This window comes from Williamsia sp. Leaf354 (assembly GCF_001424365.1).
GTDB lineage: Bacteria > Actinomycetota > Actinomycetes > Mycobacteriales > Mycobacteriaceae > Williamsia_A.
The window spans coordinates 1,440,880-1,463,127 of the sequence record NZ_LMPL01000001.1 but is presented as its reverse complement, the minus strand read 5'-3'; the positions used below and the strand labels follow the sequence as shown (position 1 = coordinate 1,463,127).

22 protein-coding genes and 1 riboswitch are annotated in these 22,248 nt (G+C 70.2%); of the genes, 11 read left to right on the top strand and 11 right to left on the bottom strand.

The genetic code is table 11. The features are described 5' to 3' along the window. The first annotated feature begins 27 nt into the window (after positions 1–27). Positions 28–810, top strand: a complete 783-nt coding sequence (locus ASG12_RS07065; protein WP_156377950.1) for a DUF6928 family protein — start codon at positions 28–30, stop codon at positions 808–810. A gap of 1 nt (position 811) precedes the next feature. Here the strand turns inward: ASG12_RS07065 and ASG12_RS07060 are convergent, their stop codons facing one another. Further along, the gene (locus tag ASG12_RS07060) at positions 812–1,087 is read right to left on the bottom strand and encodes a DUF2537 domain-containing protein (RefSeq protein WP_055786793.1); all 276 of its coding nucleotides are present in this window, start codon (positions 1,085–1,087) and stop codon (positions 812–814) included. Positions 1,088–1,182: 95 nt separating this feature from the next. On the opposite strand from ASG12_RS07060, the gene ASG12_RS07055 reads away from it, so the two are divergent. Then, positions 1,183–2,592, top strand: a complete 1,410-nt coding sequence (locus ASG12_RS07055; RefSeq protein WP_055786791.1) for a phytoene desaturase family protein — start codon at positions 1,183–1,185, stop codon at positions 2,590–2,592. Between the two features lie 72 nt (positions 2,593–2,664). Here the strand turns inward: ASG12_RS07055 and ASG12_RS07050 are convergent, their stop codons facing one another. Both ASG12_RS07050 and ASG12_RS07045 read right to left on the bottom strand, forming a co-directional pair. Further along, the gene (locus ASG12_RS07050; protein ID WP_055786789.1) at positions 2,665–3,495 is read right to left on the bottom strand and encodes a TrmH family RNA methyltransferase; all 831 of its coding nucleotides are present in this window, start codon (positions 3,493–3,495) and stop codon (positions 2,665–2,667) included. A 72-nt stretch (positions 3,496–3,567) separates the two neighbouring features. Continuing rightward, positions 3,568–4,815, bottom strand: coding sequence for an MFS transporter (locus ASG12_RS07045; protein ID WP_055786786.1), 1,248 nt, complete (start codon positions 4,813–4,815; stop codon positions 3,568–3,570). A 67-nt stretch (positions 4,816–4,882) separates the two neighbouring features. On the opposite strand from ASG12_RS07045, the gene ASG12_RS07040 reads away from it, so the two are divergent. Then, positions 4,883–6,106, top strand: coding sequence for a GNAT family N-acetyltransferase (locus tag ASG12_RS07040; RefSeq protein WP_055786783.1), 1,224 nt, complete (start codon positions 4,883–4,885; stop codon positions 6,104–6,106). Between the two features lie 187 nt (positions 6,107–6,293). Here the strand turns inward: ASG12_RS07040 and ASG12_RS07035 are convergent, their stop codons facing one another. The 3 genes from ASG12_RS07035 to ASG12_RS07025 form a co-directional block, all read right to left on the bottom strand. Further along, on the bottom strand, positions 6,294–7,553 hold the full coding sequence (locus tag ASG12_RS07035; RefSeq protein WP_055787866.1) for an MFS transporter: 1,260 nt from the start codon (positions 7,551–7,553) through the stop codon (positions 6,294–6,296). 85 nt (positions 7,554–7,638) lie between these two features. After that, the gene (locus ASG12_RS07030) at positions 7,639–8,070 is read right to left on the bottom strand and encodes a MarR family winged helix-turn-helix transcriptional regulator (RefSeq protein ID WP_045824141.1); all 432 of its coding nucleotides are present in this window, start codon (positions 8,068–8,070) and stop codon (positions 7,639–7,641) included. Positions 8,071–8,176: 106 nt separating this feature from the next. Continuing rightward, positions 8,177–9,616 carry an NCS2 family permease gene (locus ASG12_RS07025; RefSeq protein WP_235456309.1) on the bottom strand — a complete coding sequence of 480 codons (1,440 nt, stop codon included), beginning with the start codon at positions 9,614–9,616 and terminating at the stop codon, positions 8,177–8,179. A gap of 162 nt (positions 9,617–9,778) precedes the next feature. Between ASG12_RS07025 and ASG12_RS07020 the strand changes: the two genes are divergently transcribed. Beyond that, positions 9,779–10,036 carry a DUF2530 domain-containing protein gene (locus ASG12_RS07020; protein ID WP_055786777.1) on the top strand — a complete coding sequence of 86 codons (258 nt, stop codon included), beginning with the start codon at positions 9,779–9,781 and terminating at the stop codon, positions 10,034–10,036. On the opposite strand, the gene ASG12_RS07015 is transcribed toward ASG12_RS07020, so the two are convergent. After that, a complete protein-coding gene (locus ASG12_RS07015; RefSeq protein WP_055787862.1) occupies positions 10,029–10,931 on the bottom strand; it encodes an alpha/beta fold hydrolase in 903 nt (300 codons plus the stop codon). The two genes, ASG12_RS07020 and ASG12_RS07015, sit on opposite strands and share 8 nt — an antisense overlap. Before the next feature lie 135 nt (positions 10,932–11,066). Between ASG12_RS07015 and ASG12_RS07010 the strand changes: the two genes are divergently transcribed. Then, the gene (locus tag ASG12_RS07010) at positions 11,067–11,921 is read left to right on the top strand and encodes a helix-turn-helix domain-containing protein (RefSeq protein ID WP_055786774.1); all 855 of its coding nucleotides are present in this window, start codon (positions 11,067–11,069) and stop codon (positions 11,919–11,921) included. On the opposite strand, the gene ASG12_RS07005 is transcribed toward ASG12_RS07010, so the two are convergent. The 3 genes from ASG12_RS07005 to ASG12_RS06995 are packed head-to-tail and all read right to left on the bottom strand — an operon-like array spanning position 11,900 to position 16,337. Then, positions 11,900–12,472, bottom strand: coding sequence for a phosphatase PAP2 family protein (locus ASG12_RS07005; RefSeq protein ID WP_055786771.1), 573 nt, complete (start codon positions 12,470–12,472; stop codon positions 11,900–11,902). The genes ASG12_RS07010 and ASG12_RS07005 overlap by 22 nt on opposite strands. Before the next feature lie 9 nt (positions 12,473–12,481). Continuing rightward, on the bottom strand, positions 12,482–15,316 hold the full coding sequence (locus tag ASG12_RS07000) for a sacsin N-terminal ATP-binding-like domain-containing protein (RefSeq protein WP_055786768.1): 2,835 nt from the start codon (positions 15,314–15,316) through the stop codon (positions 12,482–12,484). A gap of 19 nt (positions 15,317–15,335) precedes the next feature. Further along, positions 15,336–16,337 carry a DUF3027 domain-containing protein gene (locus tag ASG12_RS06995; protein WP_082501698.1) on the bottom strand — a complete coding sequence of 334 codons (1,002 nt, stop codon included), beginning with the start codon at positions 16,335–16,337 and terminating at the stop codon, positions 15,336–15,338. Between the two features lie 62 nt (positions 16,338–16,399). Here ASG12_RS06995 and ASG12_RS06990 point away from each other — a divergent pair, with 62 nt between their 5' ends. After that, a complete protein-coding gene (locus tag ASG12_RS06990) occupies positions 16,400–18,232 on the top strand; it encodes an MFS transporter (RefSeq protein WP_443089075.1) in 1,833 nt (610 codons plus the stop codon). 6 nt (positions 18,233–18,238) lie between these two features. Next, positions 18,239–18,775, top strand: a complete 537-nt coding sequence (locus ASG12_RS06985; RefSeq protein ID WP_055786763.1) for a DUF2771 family protein — start codon at positions 18,239–18,241, stop codon at positions 18,773–18,775. A gap of 95 nt (positions 18,776–18,870) precedes the next feature. Here the strand turns inward: ASG12_RS06985 and ASG12_RS22295 are convergent, their stop codons facing one another. Then, the gene (locus ASG12_RS22295; protein ID WP_045824184.1) at positions 18,871–19,293 is read right to left on the bottom strand and encodes a cold-shock protein; all 423 of its coding nucleotides are present in this window, start codon (positions 19,291–19,293) and stop codon (positions 18,871–18,873) included. 223 nt (positions 19,294–19,516) lie between these two features. On the opposite strand from ASG12_RS22295, the gene ASG12_RS06975 reads away from it, so the two are divergent. The 4 genes from ASG12_RS06975 to ASG12_RS06960 all read left to right on the top strand — a co-directional run bounded on the left by ASG12_RS06975 (position 19,517) and on the right by ASG12_RS06960 (position 21,712). Then, the gene (locus ASG12_RS06975) at positions 19,517–19,726 is read left to right on the top strand and encodes a hypothetical protein (RefSeq protein ID WP_055787857.1); all 210 of its coding nucleotides are present in this window, start codon (positions 19,517–19,519) and stop codon (positions 19,724–19,726) included. Positions 19,727–19,765: 39 nt separating this feature from the next. Continuing rightward, the gene (locus ASG12_RS06970; RefSeq protein ID WP_055786760.1) at positions 19,766–20,275 is read left to right on the top strand and encodes a flavin reductase family protein; all 510 of its coding nucleotides are present in this window, start codon (positions 19,766–19,768) and stop codon (positions 20,273–20,275) included. A 139-nt stretch (positions 20,276–20,414) separates the two neighbouring features. Then, the gene (moaA, locus tag ASG12_RS06965; protein WP_235456305.1) at positions 20,415–21,446 is read left to right on the top strand and encodes a GTP 3',8-cyclase MoaA; all 1,032 of its coding nucleotides are present in this window, start codon (positions 20,415–20,417) and stop codon (positions 21,444–21,446) included. Beyond that, on the top strand, positions 21,443–21,712 hold the full coding sequence (locus tag ASG12_RS06960; protein WP_235456098.1) for a MoaD/ThiS family protein: 270 nt from the start codon (positions 21,443–21,445) through the stop codon (positions 21,710–21,712). The genes moaA and ASG12_RS06960 overlap by 4 nt, the downstream gene beginning before the upstream one ends. A 390-nt stretch (positions 21,713–22,102) precedes the next feature. Then, positions 22,103–22,241, top strand: a riboswitch (cyclic di-AMP (ydaO/yuaA leader). Positions 22,242–22,248 lie beyond the last annotated feature (7 nt).

The window sequence follows — 22,248 nt, the reverse complement described above, 5'->3', positions numbered from 1 at the left end:
GCGTTAGTGACCGAAAGGGTGCCTGTCGTGGCGACGACATCGATGCTCTGGTTGATCGACAGCGATGACCCGATCGCCGATCTACGGGTCGGCGTCGTCAACGACCATGTCACCGCGGAAACGTTGGCACGTAACATCATCGGCGATTCGGTGCTCGTCCCGCGCGGCGAGACCACCCTCGACCGTGTCGCCTCGGGGGCCGACGACGAGATCGGCGTGGGCGTGTACGGACGTCTCGCGGTGATCGCCGGTCCGCGCCTCGCCGCCACGGCGCCCTCGGAGCTGCCGACCGAACTCGTGACCGCACGGCCCACCGCGCACGCCTACCTCGTCCACACCGACACCGACGCCGCGTACGGGGTGTTCGCGCAGTGGGATGAGGGCCGTCTCCGTCGGTCGTTCGCCGCCGACCCGGTCGACATCGTCGAGAACGAGGGCCTGCCCTTCGTCTTCGAACGTGCCTTCTGGGCCGGGGAGCATCCCCTGCAGTACGTCGACGGCGTCGCCCATGACCCTCAGGCACTGCCGTTCCACCCGGTCGAGTTCGCCGCCTCCGCCGCGCACACCTGGCTGGGGCTGCGCCTCGACGCGGCGGCGGCGTCACCGGACGACACCGGTTCCGACTTCCCGATCTCTCGTCTTCCCGTGTCGCGCTTCGTGATCCGTCCCCCCGGCCACCAGCCGACCGACGACGATCATGCGCAGGGCCCGTCGGCCCCCCACGCCGCCGACGGCGACGCCGGTTCGAACGGCGACGACGCACCGCCGGCGGTCAAGGTGGCGCGGTGGTTCGGATTCGGCAAGCGCTGACTCACCGGGTCGCGGCGTAACCGACCGCGACCAGCAGACCGACGACGAGGCCGACGAGCGCACCGCCGCCCATCCATCGCAGCACCGGGCGTTGTCGCCACACCCATGCCGACGGTCCGATCCCGCCACACACGACGACGACCGCGAACACGGCGAGCAGACGGCCGGTCTCCGCGACGACGCTGTAGACACCGAGGACCACCCCGGTCACGACCACCGTCGAGACCGCGGCCAGCGTGAGGCCCAGCGCCCAGGGCGTCGGCTCGGCGGACGACATGACTCATTGTCTTCCCGCGGGCGTGAGTGGGTAGCGTCGGACGTATGGGTCGCAACGTCGTGTCGGGAGGTCCGTCCTCCGGTGGTGGCACTCCCATGACGACCGCCGTGGTGGTCGGGTCGGGTCCGAACGGGCTCGCCGGTGCCGTCCACCTCGCGCGTTCCGGTGTCGCGGTCACGGTGCTCGAGGCCGCCGACACCATCGGCGGCGGCACCCGATCCGGCGAACTGACCCTCCCCGGGCTCACCCACGACCACTGCTCGGCGTTCCACCCGCTCGGCGTCGGGTCGCCGTTCCTGTCGGGTCTCGACCTGGCCCGCTACGGCCTGCAGTGGGATCACGCGCCGATCGACTGTGCGCACCCCCTCGACGACGGCACCGCGGCGCTGATCCACCGGTCGATCGATGCCACCGTCGAGGGCCTGGGCCGCGACGGCCCGCGGTGGCGTGCACTGGTGGGGCCGCTGGCGGCGCGGTTCGACGACCTCGCCGCCGAGGTGATGCAGCCGATCGTGCATCTGCCCCGACACCTGCTCGCCCTGGCGACCCTCGGACCCCGTGCCCTGCCCCCGGCGACGGTCACCGCGCGGCTGTTCGCGACCCCGCAGGGACGCGCCGCGTTTGCCGGCGCCGCCGCGCACGCCTACACCCGCCTCGACCGACCGCTCACCTCCGCGGTCGGGCTCATGCTCGCCGCGTCGGGTCACCGCTTCGGCTGGCCGGTCGCGCGCGGTGGCTCGGCCGCGATCACCTCCGCACTCGCCGCGATGCTCGTCGACCTCGGCGGGGCCATCGAGACCGGGCACCGGGTGACGAGCGCCGCCGACCTGCCGCCGTCCGACATCGTGCTGCTCGACACCTCACCGCAGGTGGCGGCCGACATCTACGGTGACGCCCTCCCCCGTCGGGTGCAGCGCGCCTACCGACGGTTCCGCCGCGCACCGGGCGCCTTCAAGGTCGATTTTGCGATCGAGGGCGCCGTGCCGTGGACCGCGCCGGCCGTCGCCTCGGCGGGCACGGTCCACGTCTGCGGCGACGCCGACGAGGTGTTCGCGGCCGAACGCCAGGTGGCCCGGGGCGAGATGCCCGACCGGCCGTTCCTCATCGTGGGGCAGCAGTACGTCGCCGACCCGTCCCGCTCCCACGGTGAGCTGAACCCGCTGTACGCCTACGCCCATGTGCCGCATGGGTTCACCGGCGATGCGACCGAGGCGATCACCACCCAGATCGAGCGGTTCGCGCCCGGTTTCCGATCCCGCATCCGCGCGACCTCGGTGACCAGCACCGCCGACTTCGCCTCCGGCAACCCCAATTACGCGGGAGGCGACGTGATCGGCGGGTCGAACGGCGGGCTGCAGGTGGTACTCCGTCCGCGACCGGCGATCGACCCCTACGCCACCGGGATCAGCGGTGTGTACCTCTGTTCGGCATCGACTCCCCCGGGTGCGGGCGCCCACGGGATGGGTGGGTACAACGCGGCCGCCTCGGCCCTGCGACATCTCTGAGTTCGCACGTCGGCGCACTGTTCGCACGCCGCCCGGGGCATGCGAACAGCATTCGAGCGCGCGAACGAGCAGCTACCGCGCGACGCGGGCGTAGAACGAGATCGCCGCGGCGGTGGCGACATTGAGCGAGTCGGTGCCCCGGGCCATCGGGATCCGCGCCCGCACATCGCCGGCGCGCATCGCGGTCTCCGACAGTCCTGGGCCCTCGGCGCCCACCATGAACGCGACACGTTCGGCGCCGACGGCATCGGCGAGCGGTACCGCGTCGGCGTCGGGTGTCAGCGACACCACCGTGAACCCGCGGTCACGGAGGTCGTGGAGATCACCGGGCCAGTTCTCCGCGGCCGCGAACGGCACGAGCAGTGCGTGTCCCATCGAGACGCGCACGGCGCGGCGGTAGAGGGGGTCGGCGCACCCGCGACCGAAGACGACGGCGTCGACCGCGAGTCCGGCGGCGTTGCGGAAGATGCTGCCGATGTTCTCGTGGTCGTTGACGCCCTCGAGCACGACGACGGTGCGGGCCTGCGCGACGACGTCGTCGACGGTGAGACGTTCGGGTCGACGCGCCACACCGAGGACGCCGCGGTTGAGATGGAATCCGACGATCTCGGCCATCACCTCGGCGGTGGCGCGGTAGAACGGCAGCCCCTCGACCGTGGGCTGCGCGAGGTCGTCGGCGAGTTCGTGCAGGCGTTTGTCGACCCCGAGGAACGCGTGCGGCGTGAACCGGGAGGCGATCATCCGCTGCACCACCAACACGCCCTCGGCGACGACGAGCCCGCGTCCCGGACGGCCACCGGGCAGCACCGGGAGGTCGGGTCGGCGGTCGACGGAGTTCAGGTCGCGGAAGTCGTCGACGCGCGGGTCGTCGGGATCGACGATGTCGATGACGTCAACGGGCATCCGCCCATCCAACCCGACCGACTCGCCACGGCATCGTCTGGATGTGCAGGGCGTGGTGCGATGGTCGCACCGTCAGGCCGGGGCGTCCGCCGTCGCGGGTGTCGTGCGCGCGGCCTCGACGCGGCGCTCGCGGACCAGCAGCAGGGCGGCGACGGCGACGAGGCCGATCACCACGGCGGCGAACGTGATGCCCGCGGTCTTCACCCCCACCGCACGCGAGAGGAACCCCTCGGCGACGACGGGCAGGCTGATGGCGATGTAGGTGATCACGAAGTACGCCGAGGTCACCGCAGCCTTCTCGTCGGCCGGAGCGCCGGTCGCGATGCCCTGCAGGCCGCGGGCGAACGCGATGCCCTGTCCGGCACCGCCCACGATCCCGGCGACGGCGAGCAGCTCCCACCGCCCGGCGACGAGGGTGATGATGAGGACGGCCATACCGGCGATCATCGCGACGATCGCGAGGATGTCGGCGGCCTCGCGGGCGAGTGCGCGGCCGATGATCTGGCCCAGCAGCGACCCCGCCATCACCGACACCGTCAGCAGCGCCGCGCCGATGGCGGAGTGCACGCCGACGATCGTGGCCGAGATGGTCGGCGCGAGGGCGGTGAACAGTCCCATCACCGCGAAGCCCGCGAATCCGAGCAGGGCCGCCCGCAGGAAGAAGGCGCGGATCTCCTCGGGCACGCGCACCGGCATCAGGCCGAGCGAGCGTTCGCGGTGGCGACCGCGGGTCTCGGGGACGACAGCGATGATGGCCAGGGCGACGGCCATGAGGCCCAGGTGGACCCAGTAGGTGGTGTGCAGGGGCGCCGGAGCCCACGTGATGAGCATGGATGCGAGAACCGGTCCGAGTCCGAGCCCGCCGATCGTGGCCAGGGAGGCGATCACCGGGGCGCGTCCGGCCAGCCGTCCGCGGGCCATCTCGATGATCGACACCGACGCCGTGCCCACGAACACACCTGCCGACAGACCCGAGACCACCCGGGCGACCAACAGGACGGCGGTGTCGTCGGCGAGGAGGAAGACGACGTCGCTGGCCGCGGAGAACACGACACCCAGCGCGAGGATGGGGCGACGACCCAGCACATCCGACCAGGTCCCCAGCCCGATGAGCGCCGCGAGGACGCCGACGGCGTACATCGCGTAGACGATGGTCACCGTCAGCAGCGAGAACCCGAACTCGCGCTCGTAGGTGGAGTACAGCGGGGTCGGCATGGTGGTGCCCAGCATCACCGCGCCGAGCACGACGGCGAGTCCGGCGGTGGGCAGAGCACGGGTGCCGACCCGCTCGTGCGACGCGTGACTGTTCGACTGGCTCATGACCACAGTCAAGGCAGGATCGAGTCCCGATATTTCCGGGGCCGGCCTGTGTGAAAACGTAGAAGGTGTGACCGACACCGATCTGACCCTGCGGCGGGCCACCGACGCCGACTGGCCGGCGATCATCGCGGCCGACGCCCGCGCGTTCGCGTTCATCCATCCTCTCGACGCCGAGGCCGAGGCCGACATCCGCAGCAAGCTGCGCGACTCGGATGTGGTGGTGGTCTACGACGACTCCGGTCCGCACGGGTCGGTGCTCGCCGGTGTCGCGATGTTCTACCGGATGACCCTCACGCTGCCGGGCGGTACGCGCGCCGACCTGCCCGGACTGTCATGGGTGTCGGTGGCGGCCACGCATCGTCGTCGCGGCATCCTGCGCATGATGATCACCGAGCTGTTCGACCAGTGGGAACGTGAGGAGAGCGTCTTCTCGATCCTCACCGCCAGCGAGGCGACGATCTACGAACGGTTTGGCTACGGCCCCGCCTGCTTCGAGCAGAGCGCGTCGATCGACCTGACCAAGGCCGAGCTGCGCGACCCGCCGCCGTCGTACTCCCCGGTGCGGTTCGCGACCGACGAGCAGGTCCGTGAGCTGGTGCCCGACCTGCACGACCGGTGGGCGTCGATGAACCCGGGCGCCATCGTGCGGTCGCGGGTGTGGTGGAACATGATCTTCGCCGATCGGGAGATGTTGCGCGACGGGCGTTCTGCGCTGCACTACCTCGTGCACCCCGACGGATATGCGAGCTACCGGATCAACCACGTCGACGGGCAGTCGCGTGCCGAGGTGTCGGAGTTCGTCGCGATCACCGACACCGCGCACACCGATCTGTGGCGCGTCCTGCTCGGTCTCGACCTGACGCCGACGGTCACCGCGTCGATCCCGGTCGACGACCCGCTGCCGATGAAGCTCACGAACCTGCGGGCGCCGACGGTGACGGCGATCAAGGACTCGATGTGGTTGCGCATCATCGACATCCCCACCGCGCTCGAGGCGCGGACGTACGCCGAGGACTTCGACGCGGTTCTCGAGATCACCGACACCTTCCGCGGCAACGGCGGTCGCTTCGCGTTGTCGGTGCACGACGGCCAGGCGACCGCGACACCGACCGAGGAGCCCGCGACGGTCCGCATGGACGTGTCGGTGCTGGGCAGCATCTACCTCGGCGGCTATCGCGCGACCGAGTTCGCCGCCGCCGACCGGCTCTGGGCCGCCGACCACACCACGCTCTGCGATCTCGACCAGGCGTTCCTCACCGACCGGAAACCGTTCTCGGGCACCTTCTTCTGACCCACCCGCGTCGATCGGGCACGTAACTGCGTCGATCGGGCACGTAACTGCGTCGACCGTGCAGATAACCACGTCGACCGTGCAGAAATGATGTTGTACCCCGTGGATCTGCCCGATCGAGACGTATACCTGCCCGATCGATGGAGATAAGTGCCCGCTCGACGCCGGTAACTGCACGGTCGGCGGATCAGACCGTGACGGGGTCCTTGGTGTCGCCGGCGGTGAGCACGAGTTTGCCGTGGTCGACGTGGGGCCTGATGCGGCGGACGCGCATGAGCACTGCGATGCACGCGACGGTGGCGACGACGCTGATGGTGCCACCGAGGATCAGCGGCGCACGCGGGTTGGTGACCTGGGCGATCCACCCGAGCAGCGGGCTCCCGAGGGGCGTGCCGCCGAGGAAGCACAGCATGTAGACGCCCATCACCCGACCACGCATCGACGAGTCGACCGACAGCTGCACGATGTTCATCGCCGACGTGCTGAAGGTGAGCACCGCCGCGCCTGTGGGGACGAGCATCACCGCGACCCACGCGAAGTTCGGCATGAGGCCCACGACGACCTCGAGGACCCCGAACGCCGCCGCCGCGGCAAGGAAGTGCCGCAGGCGCGCCGGGTTGCGCCGCCGCGCGGCGAGCGTCGCGCCGGCCAACGTCCCGACGGCGAGCATGGTCGAGAGAAACCCGTAGCCGCCCGCCGAACCGGCAAAGGTGTTGGCGGTCAACAGGGCCAGCGACAACGGGAAGTTCATGCCGAACGTCGACACCATGAACACGGTGGCGAACACGACGACGAGGTGCGGTCGGGCGCGCACGTAGGCGATACCGGCCCGCACCGACGAGCGTCCGGTCGACCGTTCGCTGCGCAGCAGGTCGCCGGGTCGCATCAGCGTCAACCCGATGAGCACGGCGACGAAGCTGACCACGTTGACGAGGAACACCGGGCCGGTGCCGATCACGGTGATCAGCACGCCGGCGACGGCCGGGCCGATGATGCGCGCGAGGTTGAAGGTCATCGAGTTCAGCGCGACGGCGTTGGGCAGGTGTTCGGGTCCGACCATCTCGACGGTGAACGACTGACGGATCGGTGCGTCGACCGCCGAGATGCACCCGAGGATGAGCGAGAGCGCGTAGACCTGCCCCAGGGTGGCCATGCCGAGCGTGTCGGAGACGCCGAGGAACAGCGCACAGAGCGCCATGCCGATCTGGGTGGCCATCAGCAGACGGCGTTTGTCGAAACGGTCGGCCAGCGCTCCGGCGGGCATGGAGAGCACGACGGTGGGTCCGAACTGCAGGGCCATCACGATGCCGACGGCGAGTCCGCTGTTACCGGAGAGATGCAGGACCAACCAGTCCTGCGCGATGCGTTGCATCCAGGTGCCGACCAACGACACCACCTGGCCGCCGGCCCAGAGGCGATAGTTCCGTACCCCGAGGGACGAGAACATCATGGGCAACGGCACCCAGCCATGTTACCGCCGCTAAGAACAGCTCAGATCAGGCGAAAGCGACCCGTGGCTGCTCGACGTCGAGCTAGTCGCTGCTCGACACCATCGTCGACATGATCTCGACGGCCTGGCGGAGGACGGCCTGTTCGGAGCCGTCGAGCTTCTCGAGCTGTCCCCGCAGCCACGCCTCGCGGGCGTTGGTCTCGTCCCGGACGACCTCGTTGCCGAGATCGGACAGCGTGACGATGATCTGGCGGCCGTCGGTGGGGTGCGGGTCACGCTTGACCATGCCCAGATCGGCGAGCGAGGCGATGACGCGCGTCATCGACGGCGGCTGCACGCGCTCCTGCGCGGCCATCGCACCCGGGGTCATGGGCCCCTCGCGATCGAGGGTCGACAAGGCAGACAGCTGCGTCAACGACACCGTGGAGGACTGCCGCCGCCCGCGCAGGTGCCGCGCCAGGCGCACAACCGCAAGGGCCAGATCGCTGGCGAGCTTGTCGTCTTTGGCATTCACGGGCTCAACAATAGGTCACGTGATACCGAATGCACGCCGAACTACCAATGTGACGCGCCAACTCATGTGAACGAGTGCGCATCAGTCATCGGTATGAAATGCGTGGTCAACGATCGATCAGCGTCTCGATGGGGCCCTTGGCGAAATACACCACGAACAGCACCGCGATGATCCACAGCAGCGGATGCACCGAGCGTGCTTTCCCGCGCGCCGCGGCGAGTACCACCCAGCTGATGAACCCGACACCGATGCCGTTGGCGATCGAGTAGGTGAACGGCATCACGACGACGGTCAGGAAGCACGGCAGCGCGTATTCGAACCGCGTCAGGTCGACCGATCGGATCTGGGCGATCATCAGCGCGCCCACCACCACCAGCGCCGGGGCGGCGGCCTCGAGCGGGACGATCTGATAGAGCGGCGTGAAGAACATCGCGACCAGGAACAGCAGTCCGGTGACGACGTTGGCGAGTCCGGTGCGCGCGCCCTCGGCGATGCCCGACGCCGATTCGACGAACACCGTGTTCGACGACGCCGACGCGGTACCGCCGGCGATGGCCCCGACGCCCTCGACGACCAACGCGCGCCCCACGTTCGGCAGGTTGCCGTCGGCGTCGACGAGTCCGGCCTCCTTGCCCAGCCCGGTCATGGTGCCCATGGCGTCGAAGAAGTTCGACAAAACGAGGGTGAACACGAAGATCGACGCCGAGAGGACGCCGATGCGGATGAAGGCGCCGAAGATGTCGACGTCGCCGACGAGGCTGAGATCGGGCAGGTCACCGATGGTCCCCGGCCACGTCGGGATGTTGAGGCTCCACCCGCTGCGACCGTTGCCCGAGGCGGGCAGGTCGGCGAAGGCCTGCACGACGACCGCGAGCAGGGTGGTCACGACGATGCCGATGAGCAGTCCGCCGCGCACCTTGCGCACCACCAGCACACCCATCACGAGCACACCGACCGCGAACACGAGGGTGGGCAGGGTGGTGATCGAGTTGCCGACACCGAGGCCGACGGGGACGGTGGTGCCCGCGGCATCGGGGGTGCGGGTGACGAACCCGGCGTCGACGAGGCCGATGAACGCGATGAAACAGCCGATGCCGGCGGCGATGGCCGCCTTGAGCTCGGCGGGGATGGCCGCGAACACGCGACTGCGGAGTCCGGTGACGGCGAGCAGCACGATGATGATGCCGTCGATCACCACGAGGCCCATGGCCTCGGGCCAGGTGACGTCGGGCGCGATGCTGACCGCCAGCAGGCTGTTGATGCCGAGGCCGGTGGCGATGGCGAACGGGTAGTTCGCGATGACGCCGAAGGCGATCGACATGAGCCCGGCGACGAGCGCGGTCACCGCGGCGACGGCCGCGATCGGCAGCACGTTGCCCAGCACGTCGGCGTTGCGGTCGCTGCCGGCGACCCCGCCGATGATGATCGGGTTGAGGACCACGATGTAGGCCATCGTGAAGAAGGTGACCAGTCCGCCGCGCATCTCCCGGGAGATCGTCGAGTCGCGTTCGGAGACATGGAAGTATCGGTCGATCCGACCGCGCAGGGAGCCAGATCCGACGGGGGCGGACCCCGGTGCGCCGGTGTTCTCGGGATCGGTCTTCTCACTGGGGGTGCGCGGCACGCCCGCCTCCTGGTGTGTCGGGTTCTCGCGAGCCGATGGCTCGTGGGCTGTCCCCTGCCCGGAGGAGACCCTACGCTGGCACCCATGACCGATGCGGGCGATGTCCAGGCCCTACCCCAACCACCGCGATGGCTGATGACACCCGACAACGTCGTCTACGTCGGGATGGCTGCGTGGCTCATCGCGACGATCGTGATCGCGGCGACCGGCATCGGGTCCACGTCGACCCTGGTGAGCGCGATCATCGGTCTGGTGGTGGGGGTCTTCGGCACGACGATCTTCACGGTGCAACGGCGTGCGAGTCGCCGCGGCGACCGCGCCGCGCAGCGCGGCCTCAACTGACGTCGGCACCGCCCTGCGTGTGCCCGAGGACGGGCCGCAGCGCCTCGGCGACCTGCCGCGGCGACTCCTCGTGGACGAACAGTCGGCCGCCGGGGATCGCGGCGAGCGCGACGGGCCCACCGAAAGTGGACACCATCTCGCGTGCCCGCTCCACCGGGAAGAACGCGTCGGCCTCGCCGTAGACCAACGCCACCGGTACCTCGATCGCGCGGTGGAGCCGTGGTAGCGCGGCGATCGCGCCGACGTCGAAGGTGCGCAACAGCTTCCCGACCGCCCAGCGTCGGTCGGCGTCGTGACGGAGCGGGTCGAGGAAGAACTCGGCGAACTCTCCGTCGAGTCTGCCGCGATCGGCGAAGCAGTCCCCGAGCGCGACGCGCAGCCGCCGGAGAGCGGGTGTGGTGAGCGCCGCCGTGAGCGGTCGACCGACACCCGGCACGTGGCGTAGGGCCAGGAACGACGCGAAACGCAGGCTCCTGCGGCCGGTCTGTTCGGTGGCGACGAGTCCCCACGCCCGGACCCTCGGGTCACCCGCGAGCGCGTGCCGGGCGATCAGTCCGCCGCTGTCGTGGCCCACCACGGCGACGTCGTCGAGGCCGAGCGCGTCGACGACTGTGCGCACCGACGCGGCGTGCTCGGCGATCCCGAGGGGCGTGTCCCGGTCGAAGCGACTGTCGCCGGCACCGGGGAGATCGATGACGTGGCAACGGAAGTCCTCGGCGAGATGCGGCATGAGATACCGGAAGGTCGCTCCCGAGACCGGCCAGCCGTGCACGAACAGGACGTCGGGACCGGCACCGATGCTGCGGACTGCGACGGTGCCGCCGGACACCGCCACGTGGCGATCGGGCGGTGAGCGGAAGAGGTCGACGCCGGTGGATGTGGTGCGGTCGTTCATCATTCGTCCTCTCGTCGAGGGAGACACCGGGGTTCGGGGGGCCTCCTCGAGACCATCGGAGCGCACGGACACCGCGGGACGCAATGACGTGACGAGGTAGGTGCGGGCTCGTGTCGGCTGTCCTACGCTGCGCCCATGGCCTCGCACGAACCGGACTCCCCCGCCCGCCGCGGCGGCGTGTATCCGGCTCTGCTGCGGCACTGGCGCCACCGACGCGGACTCAGTCAGCTCGATCTGGCGGTCGCCGCCGACGTGTCGAGTCGCCACATCAGTTTCCTCGAGACCGGACGGTCGGCGCCCGGCGCCGAGATGGTGGTGCGGCTCGCCACGGCGCTCGACGCGCCGCTGCACGCCACGAACGAGATGTTGCGCGCCGCCGGCCATCCGCCGCGGTTCCCCGAGGCACCGCCGGGCGGTGATCCGCTGGCGCCGGTCCGCGCGGTCGTCGAGGTGATGAAGTCCCACCACGATCCGCTACCGCTGGTCGTGATGAACCGCGCGTACGCCATCCTCGACCTCAACCGTGGCGCGCAGGCGCTGCTGACCGCCGCGATGACCGACCTCGACCCAGACCGGGTCGCGGCCGCCGGCCTGAACCTGGCGCGGCTGACCCTCGACCCCGAGATCGGACCGCGAATCCTCGTCAACCATCGCGACGTCGCGCGTGACCTGCTGTGGCGGATCCACCACGAGGTGCTCGGCGACGCGAACGACGAGCTAGCCGCGCTGCATGCCGATCTCGTCCGATCGCCTCTGGTCGAGCCCGACTGGCGCTCCCCCGATCCGACGGTGCCCGCCGCGCCCTCGCTCGAGCTCGAGGTCCGCGTCGGAGCAGACATCCTGCGCTTCGTCGTGACCGTCACCGCGCTGCTGGCGCCGCTGATGGTCGGCGTCGACGACATCCGGGTCGAGCAGTGGTTCGCCGCCGACGCCGAGACCGCCCGGGCGTGCGCGCAGATCGTGGCCGATCAGGTCGACGCGGCCACCTGACCACGACGCGTCCGCAGCGCCCGCGCGACCGCGACGGCGAGCACCACCCAGATCGCGCCGATCAGCCAGCCCGCGACGACGTCGGTGGTCCAGTGCACGCCGAGGTAGATCCGGCTGGCACCGATCAGCAGCGAAGCGACCGGCGCGATCGCGAGGATCGGGGCGTGCGCTCGAACCCAGGTCGAGGTCTGCCACGCCGCGACCGCGACCAGGCCGAGGACGACCGCCGACATCATGGCGTGCCCCGAGGGGAACGAGTAGGTGTCGATGGCGATCACCCGGAACCGCGGTTCGGGACGCGGCCGCGCGACGAGGTGTTTCAGTGCCTGCATCAGCAGCCATCCCGACGCCGACCCGATCAGGACGGTCAGCGCCCGGTCGCGGGAGCCGATGCGCCACAAAACGATCGCCGCGACGATCGCGATCAGGGTCATGGCGGCGGTGTTGCCGACGGTGGTGATGACGCGGAAGACATCGGTGAGCCACCCGGTCCGGTGGTCGGCGACCCACTCGGTGACGTCGTGGTCGACACCCGGTGTCGTCAACTGCATGTCACCTTTCTACCGGCTGTGTCCCACCGGTCGGCCGAGGTGGTGGATGCCTGCGTCGTCGACCCACCAGTCGACCTCGACACGGCGGGTGTCGGTGCCCCGCCGGACGTCGAGTCGCACGATGTCGTGCAGGCGCACCTCCCCGCCGGGCGAGGCGATGCCGGTGGCCAGCGCGAAGGTCAGCGCCACCGCGCTCTGCGCCCACGTCGACGGTTCGCCTTCTTCGACGACGGTGACCGCGATGTCCTCCGTCGCGGTCGCGATGTCGAGGATCGTGGCCAGCCGCGACGCGTCGGCCGACACCAGCGGCGGTGGCAGCACCACGGCCTCGTGAGGGTCGACGATCTGCAGCATCCACGGCGCGTCGATGACGACGGCGGTCTCGCAGACGGTGCCCGCGAGGGTGCGCACCCCGACCGGCGGGTCCAGGTCGTCGAGGTCGAGCACACCGCGACGATGTGCGCGCACCAGCGCGGCGTGGGCCGTCGCGGCGACACCGGGGGCGATCACGCGGTCGGGATCACCGAGGCGACGCAGCACCACCGCGGCCAGATCGGTCGAGGTGACCTCGGCGCCGGCGAGCGCCCCGGCGAGCAAGGCGGCGTGCGGATGATCGAGCGGGTCGAGAACACCGGCGAAGGTGGCGTCGTCGGGTGCGCGGAACCACCCCAGCGGCGTGTCGTCGATCTCGGCGTAGGTCTGCAGCCACCAGGCGGTGTAGCCGGCCGGGTCGGTCAGCGTGGCGACCGTCGCCGGGTCGGTCGCGAGGAGCGACAGTGCGGCGGGCCATCGATCGGGGTCGACGAGATCGAGATCGCGCACCGCGACGAGTTGTTGCGGCTCGGCATCGAGGTGGTCCCACCACTGTGCCTCGTCGGGGAGGTCGTGGTCGGGGCCCGTGGGCAACTCGTCGGCGACGACGGTGAAACCCCACCCGACGCCGATCCGACGCAGCGCGTCGATGCCGTGCCTCGTCACGACATCGGCGGCGACACGACCGAACGGCGCGTCGGCCACGAGCACCGACGCGATCGGGCTGTCGGGCAGCAGGAGTTCGTCGGCGGGCCTCAGCGGGTCGTCATCGGGTGAGTCGGTGCGGGTCGGGATGAGAAGCTGCCCCAACCAGGGTGGGATGTCGGCCTCGGGGTCGGCGGCCACGAGACCGAGCACCTCGTGTGCCAACCGCTCTGCCGGGTCGTCGCCGGGGATTCCTTCGGACGCCCACGAGTTGGACTCGTGGGTCTCGGTGATGGCCGACCGCAGTGCGGGGTCGGCGAGCAGCTCGCTCACCGATCGTCGCTGCGCGCCGAGCCGTTCGAGCAGCGGGTGCTCGGCCTCGGGGTGCACCGTCGCCACCCACGAGATCGACGGTGGCGCAGCGTCGTCGGCGCTCTCGGACGTCGCGCGGATGTCGGCCAGCACCAGTCCGCGGGCCCCGATCGACATCCGGCCGTCGGCTCGGGGCACCGGGATGGTCGCGATCTCCCCCCGGACCCTGTCGTCGGCGATCATCGGCGAGATCGCCTCGTAGAGGTCGTGCCACCACCGCGGTGGGCGCGTCACGCCGGAGAGTCGTTCGCACACCTCGACGAGGGAGGTCTCGGTGACACCGACCGCGGCGAGTCGGCGCAGCGACGTCGTGTCGGACAGCGCGGCGATGACGACACCGTCGAGGAACTCGGCGACCATGTCGGTGACACGCTCTGTGACATCGGCGATCACGACCGCGCGAGCGGGAGCGACCAGTTCGCCGTCGGCCGTGGGCAACCAACGGTGCTCGGCGAGGTCGGCGATCACGGCGTCGCGCAGCACACCGTCGGTGGCGCTCGCCGGGAAACCCGCCGACGGGAGGACTGCGAGTCGGTGCGCGGGGTGCAGCGCCAGGGCGAGTCGGTGGTATCCGTCGGCGACGACGCGGATGTCGGTGTCGGGGTGCAGCGCTCGTCGATCCGGCGTGACCGCGACGTCGGCGACGCACATCGCGGGCAGCGTCAGGGCGAGGTCGGTGCGGGTGGGGGCGTGCAGGACGTCGGCGCCCCGGGGCGCGGGCGCATCCGCGGGTCCGGGCATCAGCCACCGCGCGTGTGCGGCGCGGATCTGCGTCCAGGTCTCCTCGCCGATGGTGATCGTGTCGACGTCGTCGACGGTGCTGTCGTGTCGCCGCACCGACGTGTCGCCGCAACGGATCGTCTGCAGCGCAGGCAGTTCGAGTAGCAGGGTGGTGACCTCGGCGGCCATCGACGCGAGGAGCGCCGGTCCGTCGACGTCGTCGCGCAGCGTGATGACGACCTCGGTGTCGAAGCCGTCGGCGGGCGCGATCGGGTCCGGCCACGGCAATCGGAGCATGGGGACGGTCGGCTCCGCGACGGCGACATCGCTGTCGCTCAACGCTTCCCGGGTGCGATCCAGTCCGAACACGACGCCGCCGGTCGTCGATCGGACGGACACCTCGATCCCCACCGAGGCGACGGCGTTGAAACCCACGCCGAACCGTCCGACCTGCCCCGATCCCGCATCCGCCCCGGCCTTGGCCGACACCCGCAGCGCCGCCAGCGAGCGCACGCCCTCGGCGTGCAACGGGGAGCCGGTGTTCGCGACGTGCAGGACGGTCTCGGGTTCGAGCCACACCGCGAGTTCCCCACCACCGGTACCGGCGGCGGCGTCGGCGGCGTTGGCCGCGAGTTCGGTCAGCAGTCGATCGCGGTATCCGAACTCGACGAGTTCGGATTCGGCTGCGACATCCTCGGCGAGCCGGGTGGCCGACGATTGCCACGACCGCAGCGTCGACGACCGGATCGATGCGGTGTCGAACGGGTCATGGTCCGGCGAGACGACGGTGGTCATCGCCGGCCGTGGAGACGGATCAGCTGTCGGCGGAGGCGGATTCGTCGGCCGCGGGCGCAGCCTCCGCCTCGGTGGGCGCGTCAACCGGCGCCACCGTGTCCGACGGCACTGTGTCCGACGGCACCGTGTCCGACTCGGCCTCCGACGCGGCGACGACAGGCGCGTTGTCGGCGGGTGCGGCGGGCACGATCTCGATGGCGCCGTCGTCGTAGGCGTCGTAGGCGGGCGATCCCTCGCCCGAGGGCGCGACCGCGTCAGAGTGTGCGCCGCAACCGTATTCGGCGGAGACGACGGTGCCGTCGGCGGCGTATTCGTTGGCGCAGACACCGAACGCGACACGGAGGGCGCCGGCGACCGGGAGATAGAAGCCGCAACTCCCGCAATGCAGTTTGCTGGCACCGGCCATGTCGCTGTCGGGTCCGTGGGTGCCCTCGAACCAGCGGGTCGCGGCGTCGTCGCGGCCTTCGCGGGAGAGCACGCGGGTGCGTCCGAGTCCGAGTTCGAGCATGACGGCGGACATATCGTCGAGGTCGGACTCCGACTGCAACGAGTCGGAGTCGATGTGGTTCGGGACGAGACGGGGGTCGTCGGCCGGTGCGGCCAGGACGTCGCCGGGCCCGAGATCCCCGGGGGCGATCCGCTGCGACCACGGTACCCACTGCGGGGCGGTCAGCGCGTCGGAGCCGGGCAGCAGCGCGATCTCGCTGACGGTGATGTCGATGTCGTCGCCGGCGTCGATCGGCGGACAGGTCGCGAGCACCGAGCACCAGACCCAGCCGCGGTAGCCGGTGATGTCGGCGGCGAAATAGTGCGAGACCGTGCAGTCGCCCTCGACGACCGCCTCGATGTGGTCGCCCACCGCTCCCTCGCCGGAGGCCTCGACGGCCTCACGCGCGATGTCGACGGCGGCGATCAGACGCGCCTCGAGATCGGCTGTCGACGTCGACCGATCGGTCGGCGAGTCCTCGAACGCGGCGTCAGCACCGTCCACCACAGTATTCACACCGTCATTCTGCCGCATCGGGCGCCGACACCCGCGTTGCGGGTTGGTCGCGATCGGAGCGATAGGGAAGAATCGGCACGGTGAACCGGCCCGGAGAGCGTCGTGGAGTGCGTCCGCGTGTGCGGCGCGCGCAGGCCGATCCCGCGGCTCCCACCGACCGCTTCGTGGGGCCTGCCGACCGGCCTGCCGGCGAACATCCCGGCGCCGCGAACTATCCCGTCGACGGGCGTCGTCGCGTCCCGACGCCGCCACGTTCCTCGACGACACCCCGCGCCTCGGCCTACCGGCCGCCGCCCACGCACAATCCGCACCTCGATCCTCTCGACGACCGTGTGGAGCGCGACCATCCCCCCGCACCCGAGCGCGGCCCGACGAGGGACGGTTCGCGCGCGATGCCGCGCAAGCTCACCGTCACCCGGGTCGCCGCCCTGCGCGGGCGCGAGCTGACCTCGAAGGGCATCGACAAACTCCATCGCGCGGCCACCGCCGACGGCGCCGACCGATCGGGCCTCACCGCGCTCACGTTCCCGGTGATCCTCAACAACGCCGTCGACGCCGCGATGACCGTCGCTCTCGCCAACACCCTCTTCTTCGCCGCGGCGAGCGCCGAGTCGAAGGGCAAGGTGGCGCTGTACCTCGCGCTGACGATCGCGCCGTTCGCCCTCATCGCGCCCCTCATCGGCCCCGCGCTCGACAAGCTCCAGCGCGGGCGCCGCATCGCGATGGCCACCACGTTCGGGGTCCGGGTCCTGCTGGCGCTGCTCATCATGACCAACGCCGGCTGGGATCCGGTGAAGGACCAGTTGACCTACGACCCGTGGGTGCTCTACCCCTGTGCGCTGGGTCTGCTGGTGTTGTCGAAATCGTTCGGCGTGCTGAAATCGGCTGTCACACCGCGTGTGTTGCCGCCGAGCATCGACCTGGTGCGCGTGAACTCCCGCCTGACCACCTGGGGACTCGTGGTCGGCACGGTCATCGGCGGCGCCATCGCCGCACTGTTCGAGACCATGCTCGGCCAGGTGTTGCCCCTGCACGTACCCGGCGCGATGGTGTGTCTGGCGTTGCTCGCCATCGCCGGCGCGGTGTTCTGCATGCGCATCCCGGCGTGGGTGGAGGTGACCGCGGGTGAGATCCCCGCGACGCTGGCCTATCACGGTGAGCCACCCGCCCGCCCGGACACCGACCGCAAGGAACGCAGCTTCACCCCCGCCGCGCTCGCCGCCAAGATGCGACAGCCGTTGGGACGCAACGTGCTCACCGGCCTGTGGGGCAACGGCACCATCCGCATCCTCACCGGCTTCCTCACCCTCTACATCGCGTTCTGGGCGAAATCGAACCAGAACTCCCACACCGGCTGGATGCAGCTGGCGGTGCTCGGTGCGGTCGGGGCGGCCGCGGGTGTCGGCAACTTCGTCGGCAACGCGACCGGTACGCGACTCGAGCTGCGCAACCCGCAGAAGATCGTGGTCGCGGTGACCGGCGCGAGCCTCGCCGCCGCCGTGCTGGCCGCGGTGTTCGGGTCGATCCTGTTCGCCGCCCTCGCCGCGCTCGTCGCCTCGGGGACGAGCGCCATCGGCAAGGTGTGTCTCGACTCCTCGATCCAGGACGACCTGCCCGACGAGTCGCGCGCCTCGGCGTTCGGCCGATCGGAATCGGTTCTGCAGCTGTGCTGGGTGATCGGGGCCGCGCTCGGCGTGCTGCTGCCCTCGACGCTGTGGATCGGATTCACGGTGGTGTCGGTGCTGCTGGCGCTGGGCATGTCGCAGACGTTCTTCACCTACCGCGGCGCCACCCTGGTTCCCGGGTTCGGTGGACGGCGCCCGGCGCAGACCCAACCCACCGGCGCCATCGACCTCGACCGCCTGGCCACCCGCCGCGTCCGCGTCGAGTCACACGAGAAGAACGGACTGTAGAGCCCCGTGTTCAGACTGAGCTCCGGCGAGAAGAAGTTCGTCGCCATCATCGCGATCATCGGTGTCGTCTTCGTGGCGGTGGTCGCGGGCGGCGTGTTCGCGCTGACCTCCGGCCACGAGGAGGAGGCGCCCTACCTGCAGGCCACCACCGGGAAGACACTGGTGAGGGTGCAGCCGACGATCCTGTGCGACATCGACCTCTCGAACTGCCGCAAGGGCGCCGAGGGCACGTTCGCGCGAGAGCTGCCCGTGCCGGTCGGTGAGCAGGCCATCATCTCGGTGTCGCAGGGCATCGCCGACGCCCCATGGGCACTCACGATCGAGTATCTGACCCCGAAGGGCTTCGAGCAGGAACCGCCGGTGTTCTACGCACCCAACGAGCGATTCACGTTCACCGTGTCGTCGACGAAGGACAAGATCGTGTCGAACGTCGAGGTACGCCTGCCCTCGGGCCGCACCGACGCCGGCGGCGCACCCATCACCCGCGGCTTCTGGTCACTCAAGACCCTGCCCCCGAACACCGAGGTACCGGCCGCACGGTAGGTAGCGGCGTTCGCATGGCGCCGTGTTGTTCGCACGTCGCCGACGGCATGCGAACGGTCAGCGAGCGTGCGAACGGTGTCAGAACAGGCGAGAACTCAGTGCTCGAGCTCCCGGGCGACGGCGCGGACGACCTCGGAGATGCGCTGCGCGGTCTTGCGATCCGGGTAGCGGCCGTGACGCAGATCGGGCTGCACCTTGCCCTCGAGCAGGGTGATGAGATCGGCGACCATGCCGTGCAGCTCGTCGGGTGAGTGACGCTTGGCAGCCGGCTCACGCGCGGCGGCGGCCTCGCGGGCGTTCTTCGCGACGCTCGGGGCCGGTTCCAGCACGGTCACCGACAGCGCCTGCGGGCCGCGACGTCCCGCGGCCATGCCGAACTCGACCTTCTGGCCGGGTTTGAGACCCTCGACGCCCGAGGGCAGCGCACTCGACCGCACGTAGACATCCTCCCCGCCCTCCTGGGACAGGAAGCCGAAGCCCTTTTCTGCGTCGTACCACTTCACCTTGCCGGTAGGCACCGTGCTCACCTTCACATCGTCGTAGCGTCTCGAGTCGTCGGCCCGGGGAATGCCCTGGCACGACGAAAGCGCACCGAGGTGGAGACATCAGTCCCACTCACCGACGCGCTACTCCACCATTCTATGCCCTCGTCGTCGAGTAATTTGCCCGCACGGACTCCATCACCACCGACGGCGGGCGCCGATGCGCGCCCCACCGGCGCGCTGCTCTACCGTCGTGGGTATGCCATCGGCTTCCCGGAACCGGCTGCTCTACGCAGCGCTGATCTTCTTCGCGATCGGCATCGCGGCCACCGTGACGATGTTCGCCGTCCCCGCACTCGACGACGGCACACGCGCGCCCGCCCTGGTGTACCTGCTGACCCTCGGCCTGCCGATCGGCTTCGTTCTCGCGCTCGTGTTCGCCCTGCGTTCCGGGCGACGGCACCGATGACGAGGACACCGATGAGGGGGCAACAATGAGGGGATACCGATGACCGTGACCGTGACCGATCTGCGTCCCGCCGCCGACGGCGACGCCCTGCGCAGCGCATACAGCTGTTTCCCGTCGGGGGTCGTGGCGGTGTGCGCCCAGATCGACGGCGTCGCGGTGGGCATGGCCGCGAGCTCGTTCGCGACGGTGTCGCTCGATCCCCCGCTGGTGTCGCTGTGCGTGCAGCACACCTCGAGCACCTGGCCGAAGCTGCGCGACGCCCCGTCGATCGGGGTCAGCGTGTTCTCCGCCGGCCAGGACGCGCTGTGCCGCCAGCTCGCCGGCGCGGCCGATCACCGCTTCGACGGCGTCACCCCCGCGGTCACCGATTCGGGCGCGCTGTTCGTCCCCGATGCCGCCGCGATCCTCTCGTGCACCCTCTACAACGAGATCCCCGCGGGCGACCACAATCTGGTGCTGCTCGAGATCACCGCGCTCGACGCCGACCCCGACATCGAACCGCTGGTGTTCCACGCGAGCACGTTCCGGGCCCTCGAGGCGCGCGCCTGACCTTTGCGCGACCTCGCGGCCGTCGACGTGATCGTCGCTCGCGGTCGTAGCTGGCTACGCTGGTGTCATGACAGCCATCGCCCTGGGCATACCCATCGCCGTGCCCGGCGTCTCGGGCGCGGCGGTCGACACCGACGGCATGCCCACCGAGGGCCCGATGATCGACACCTTCGGTCGAGCCGCCCGTGACCTGCGTGTCTCGCTCACCGACCGCTGCAATCTGCGCTGTACCTATTGCATGCCGGCCGAGGGCCTCGACTGGCTCCCCGGCGACGCCGTGCTCTCGGCCGACGAGATCATCCGTCTCATCACCATCGGTGTCACCGAACTGGGCATCGAGGCCGTCCGGTTCACCGGTGGCGAGCCGTTGCTCCGCAAGGACCTGCCGCGCATCGTCGAGGCCGTCTCGGCGCTGCCCGGGCACCCCGAGACCTCGGTGACCACGAACGGCCTGGGACTGCGCCGGCACGCGCGGGTACTGGCCGACGCGGGGTTGAGCCGGGTGAACGTCTCCCTCGACACCCTCGACCGCGAACGCTTCGCGGCCATCACCCGCCGCGACCGCATCGCCGACGTGCTCGACGGTCTCGCCGCGGCCGCCGAGGCCGGTCTCACGCCGGTCAAGGTGAACGCGGTGCTGCATCCCGACGGCGGTCTCGACGACGCCCCGGCCCTGCTGGCCATGTGCCTCGAGCACGGCTTCTCGCTGCGGATCATCGAGCAGATGCCGCTCGACGCCGAGCACCAGTGGTCGCGGGCGGACATGATCACCGCCGATCAGGTCGTCGAGCGACTCTCGCACGACTACGTTCTCGTCGCCGACACCGCGCCGCGCGGATCGGCACCGGCGCAGACGTGGATCGTCGACGGCCACCACGTCACGGCCGCCGACGGCACCGTCACGCCCGCGCGGGTCGGGATCATCGCCTCGGTGACCCGCCCGTTCTGCGGTGACTGTGACCGCACGCGCCTCACCGCCGACGGTCAACTGCGTACCTGCCTGTTCTCGACCACCGAGACCGATCTGCGCGCACTCCTGCGCACCGGCGCCGACGACGCCGCGATCGCGCTGGCCTGGCGTGGCGCCACCTGGGGCAAGCTGCCCGGGCACGCCATCAACGACCCGGGCTTCCTCCAGCCCACCCGCCCGATGTCTGCGATCGGCGGATGAGCGTCGACAGCGGCACCGTGGCGGTGCAGGTGCGCTACTTCGCGGCGGCACGCGCAGCGGCCGGTCACGACGAGGAGACCGTCGAGGTCGGGGCGTCGGCGACCGTGGGCGACCTGGAGTCGGCCCTGGGTCGCGAGAACCCGGCGTTGGCGCAGGTCCTGCGCCGATGCACCTACCTGCGCGACTCCGTCGCCGTCCGCGACCGTTCGATGCCGGTCGCCCCGTGCGCTGTGATCGAGGTTCTACCACCGTTCGCCGGTGGCTGAGGTCACAACTACGTATCTGCGAGATCCCGACTGCGCGACCATCTTTCGCGTGTCGACGGAACCATTCCCATCCGCGTGAATCCATGCCCGATCTGCGCTGTGACCTTGTTCACATCACGGGGGGATAACGGATCGGACACGGACCGGCTATCAGCGCTGTGGCCTGCGATGACGCCCGAAACGCGTTCGACACCCAGGACGACACACCGACTCGTTCGTCATGCGAAGGTATGACACACCTGAGACGAACACGTAGCGTCTCGTTCGGCTGCACCTGTGGCCACACCCGAAACAACATGTTCTGTCTGCCGCGCCAAACCTCGTTCCGTGGACAGAGCCTCCAGAGACACACTTCAGGAACGAGGGCGGGGGACCCACCTCCGACATCGACGGTCACGACCGCCGACATCGGAAACGGAGCTCGTCAACCACGACGAGTCCCTCGGGGTGAAGCTCCGCACTGCGGAGCCGGGCAACCTCTCAGCCCGAACCCGACAGCTGACTTCGTCGGCGCGTGGAGAGAGGAAACAACAGCT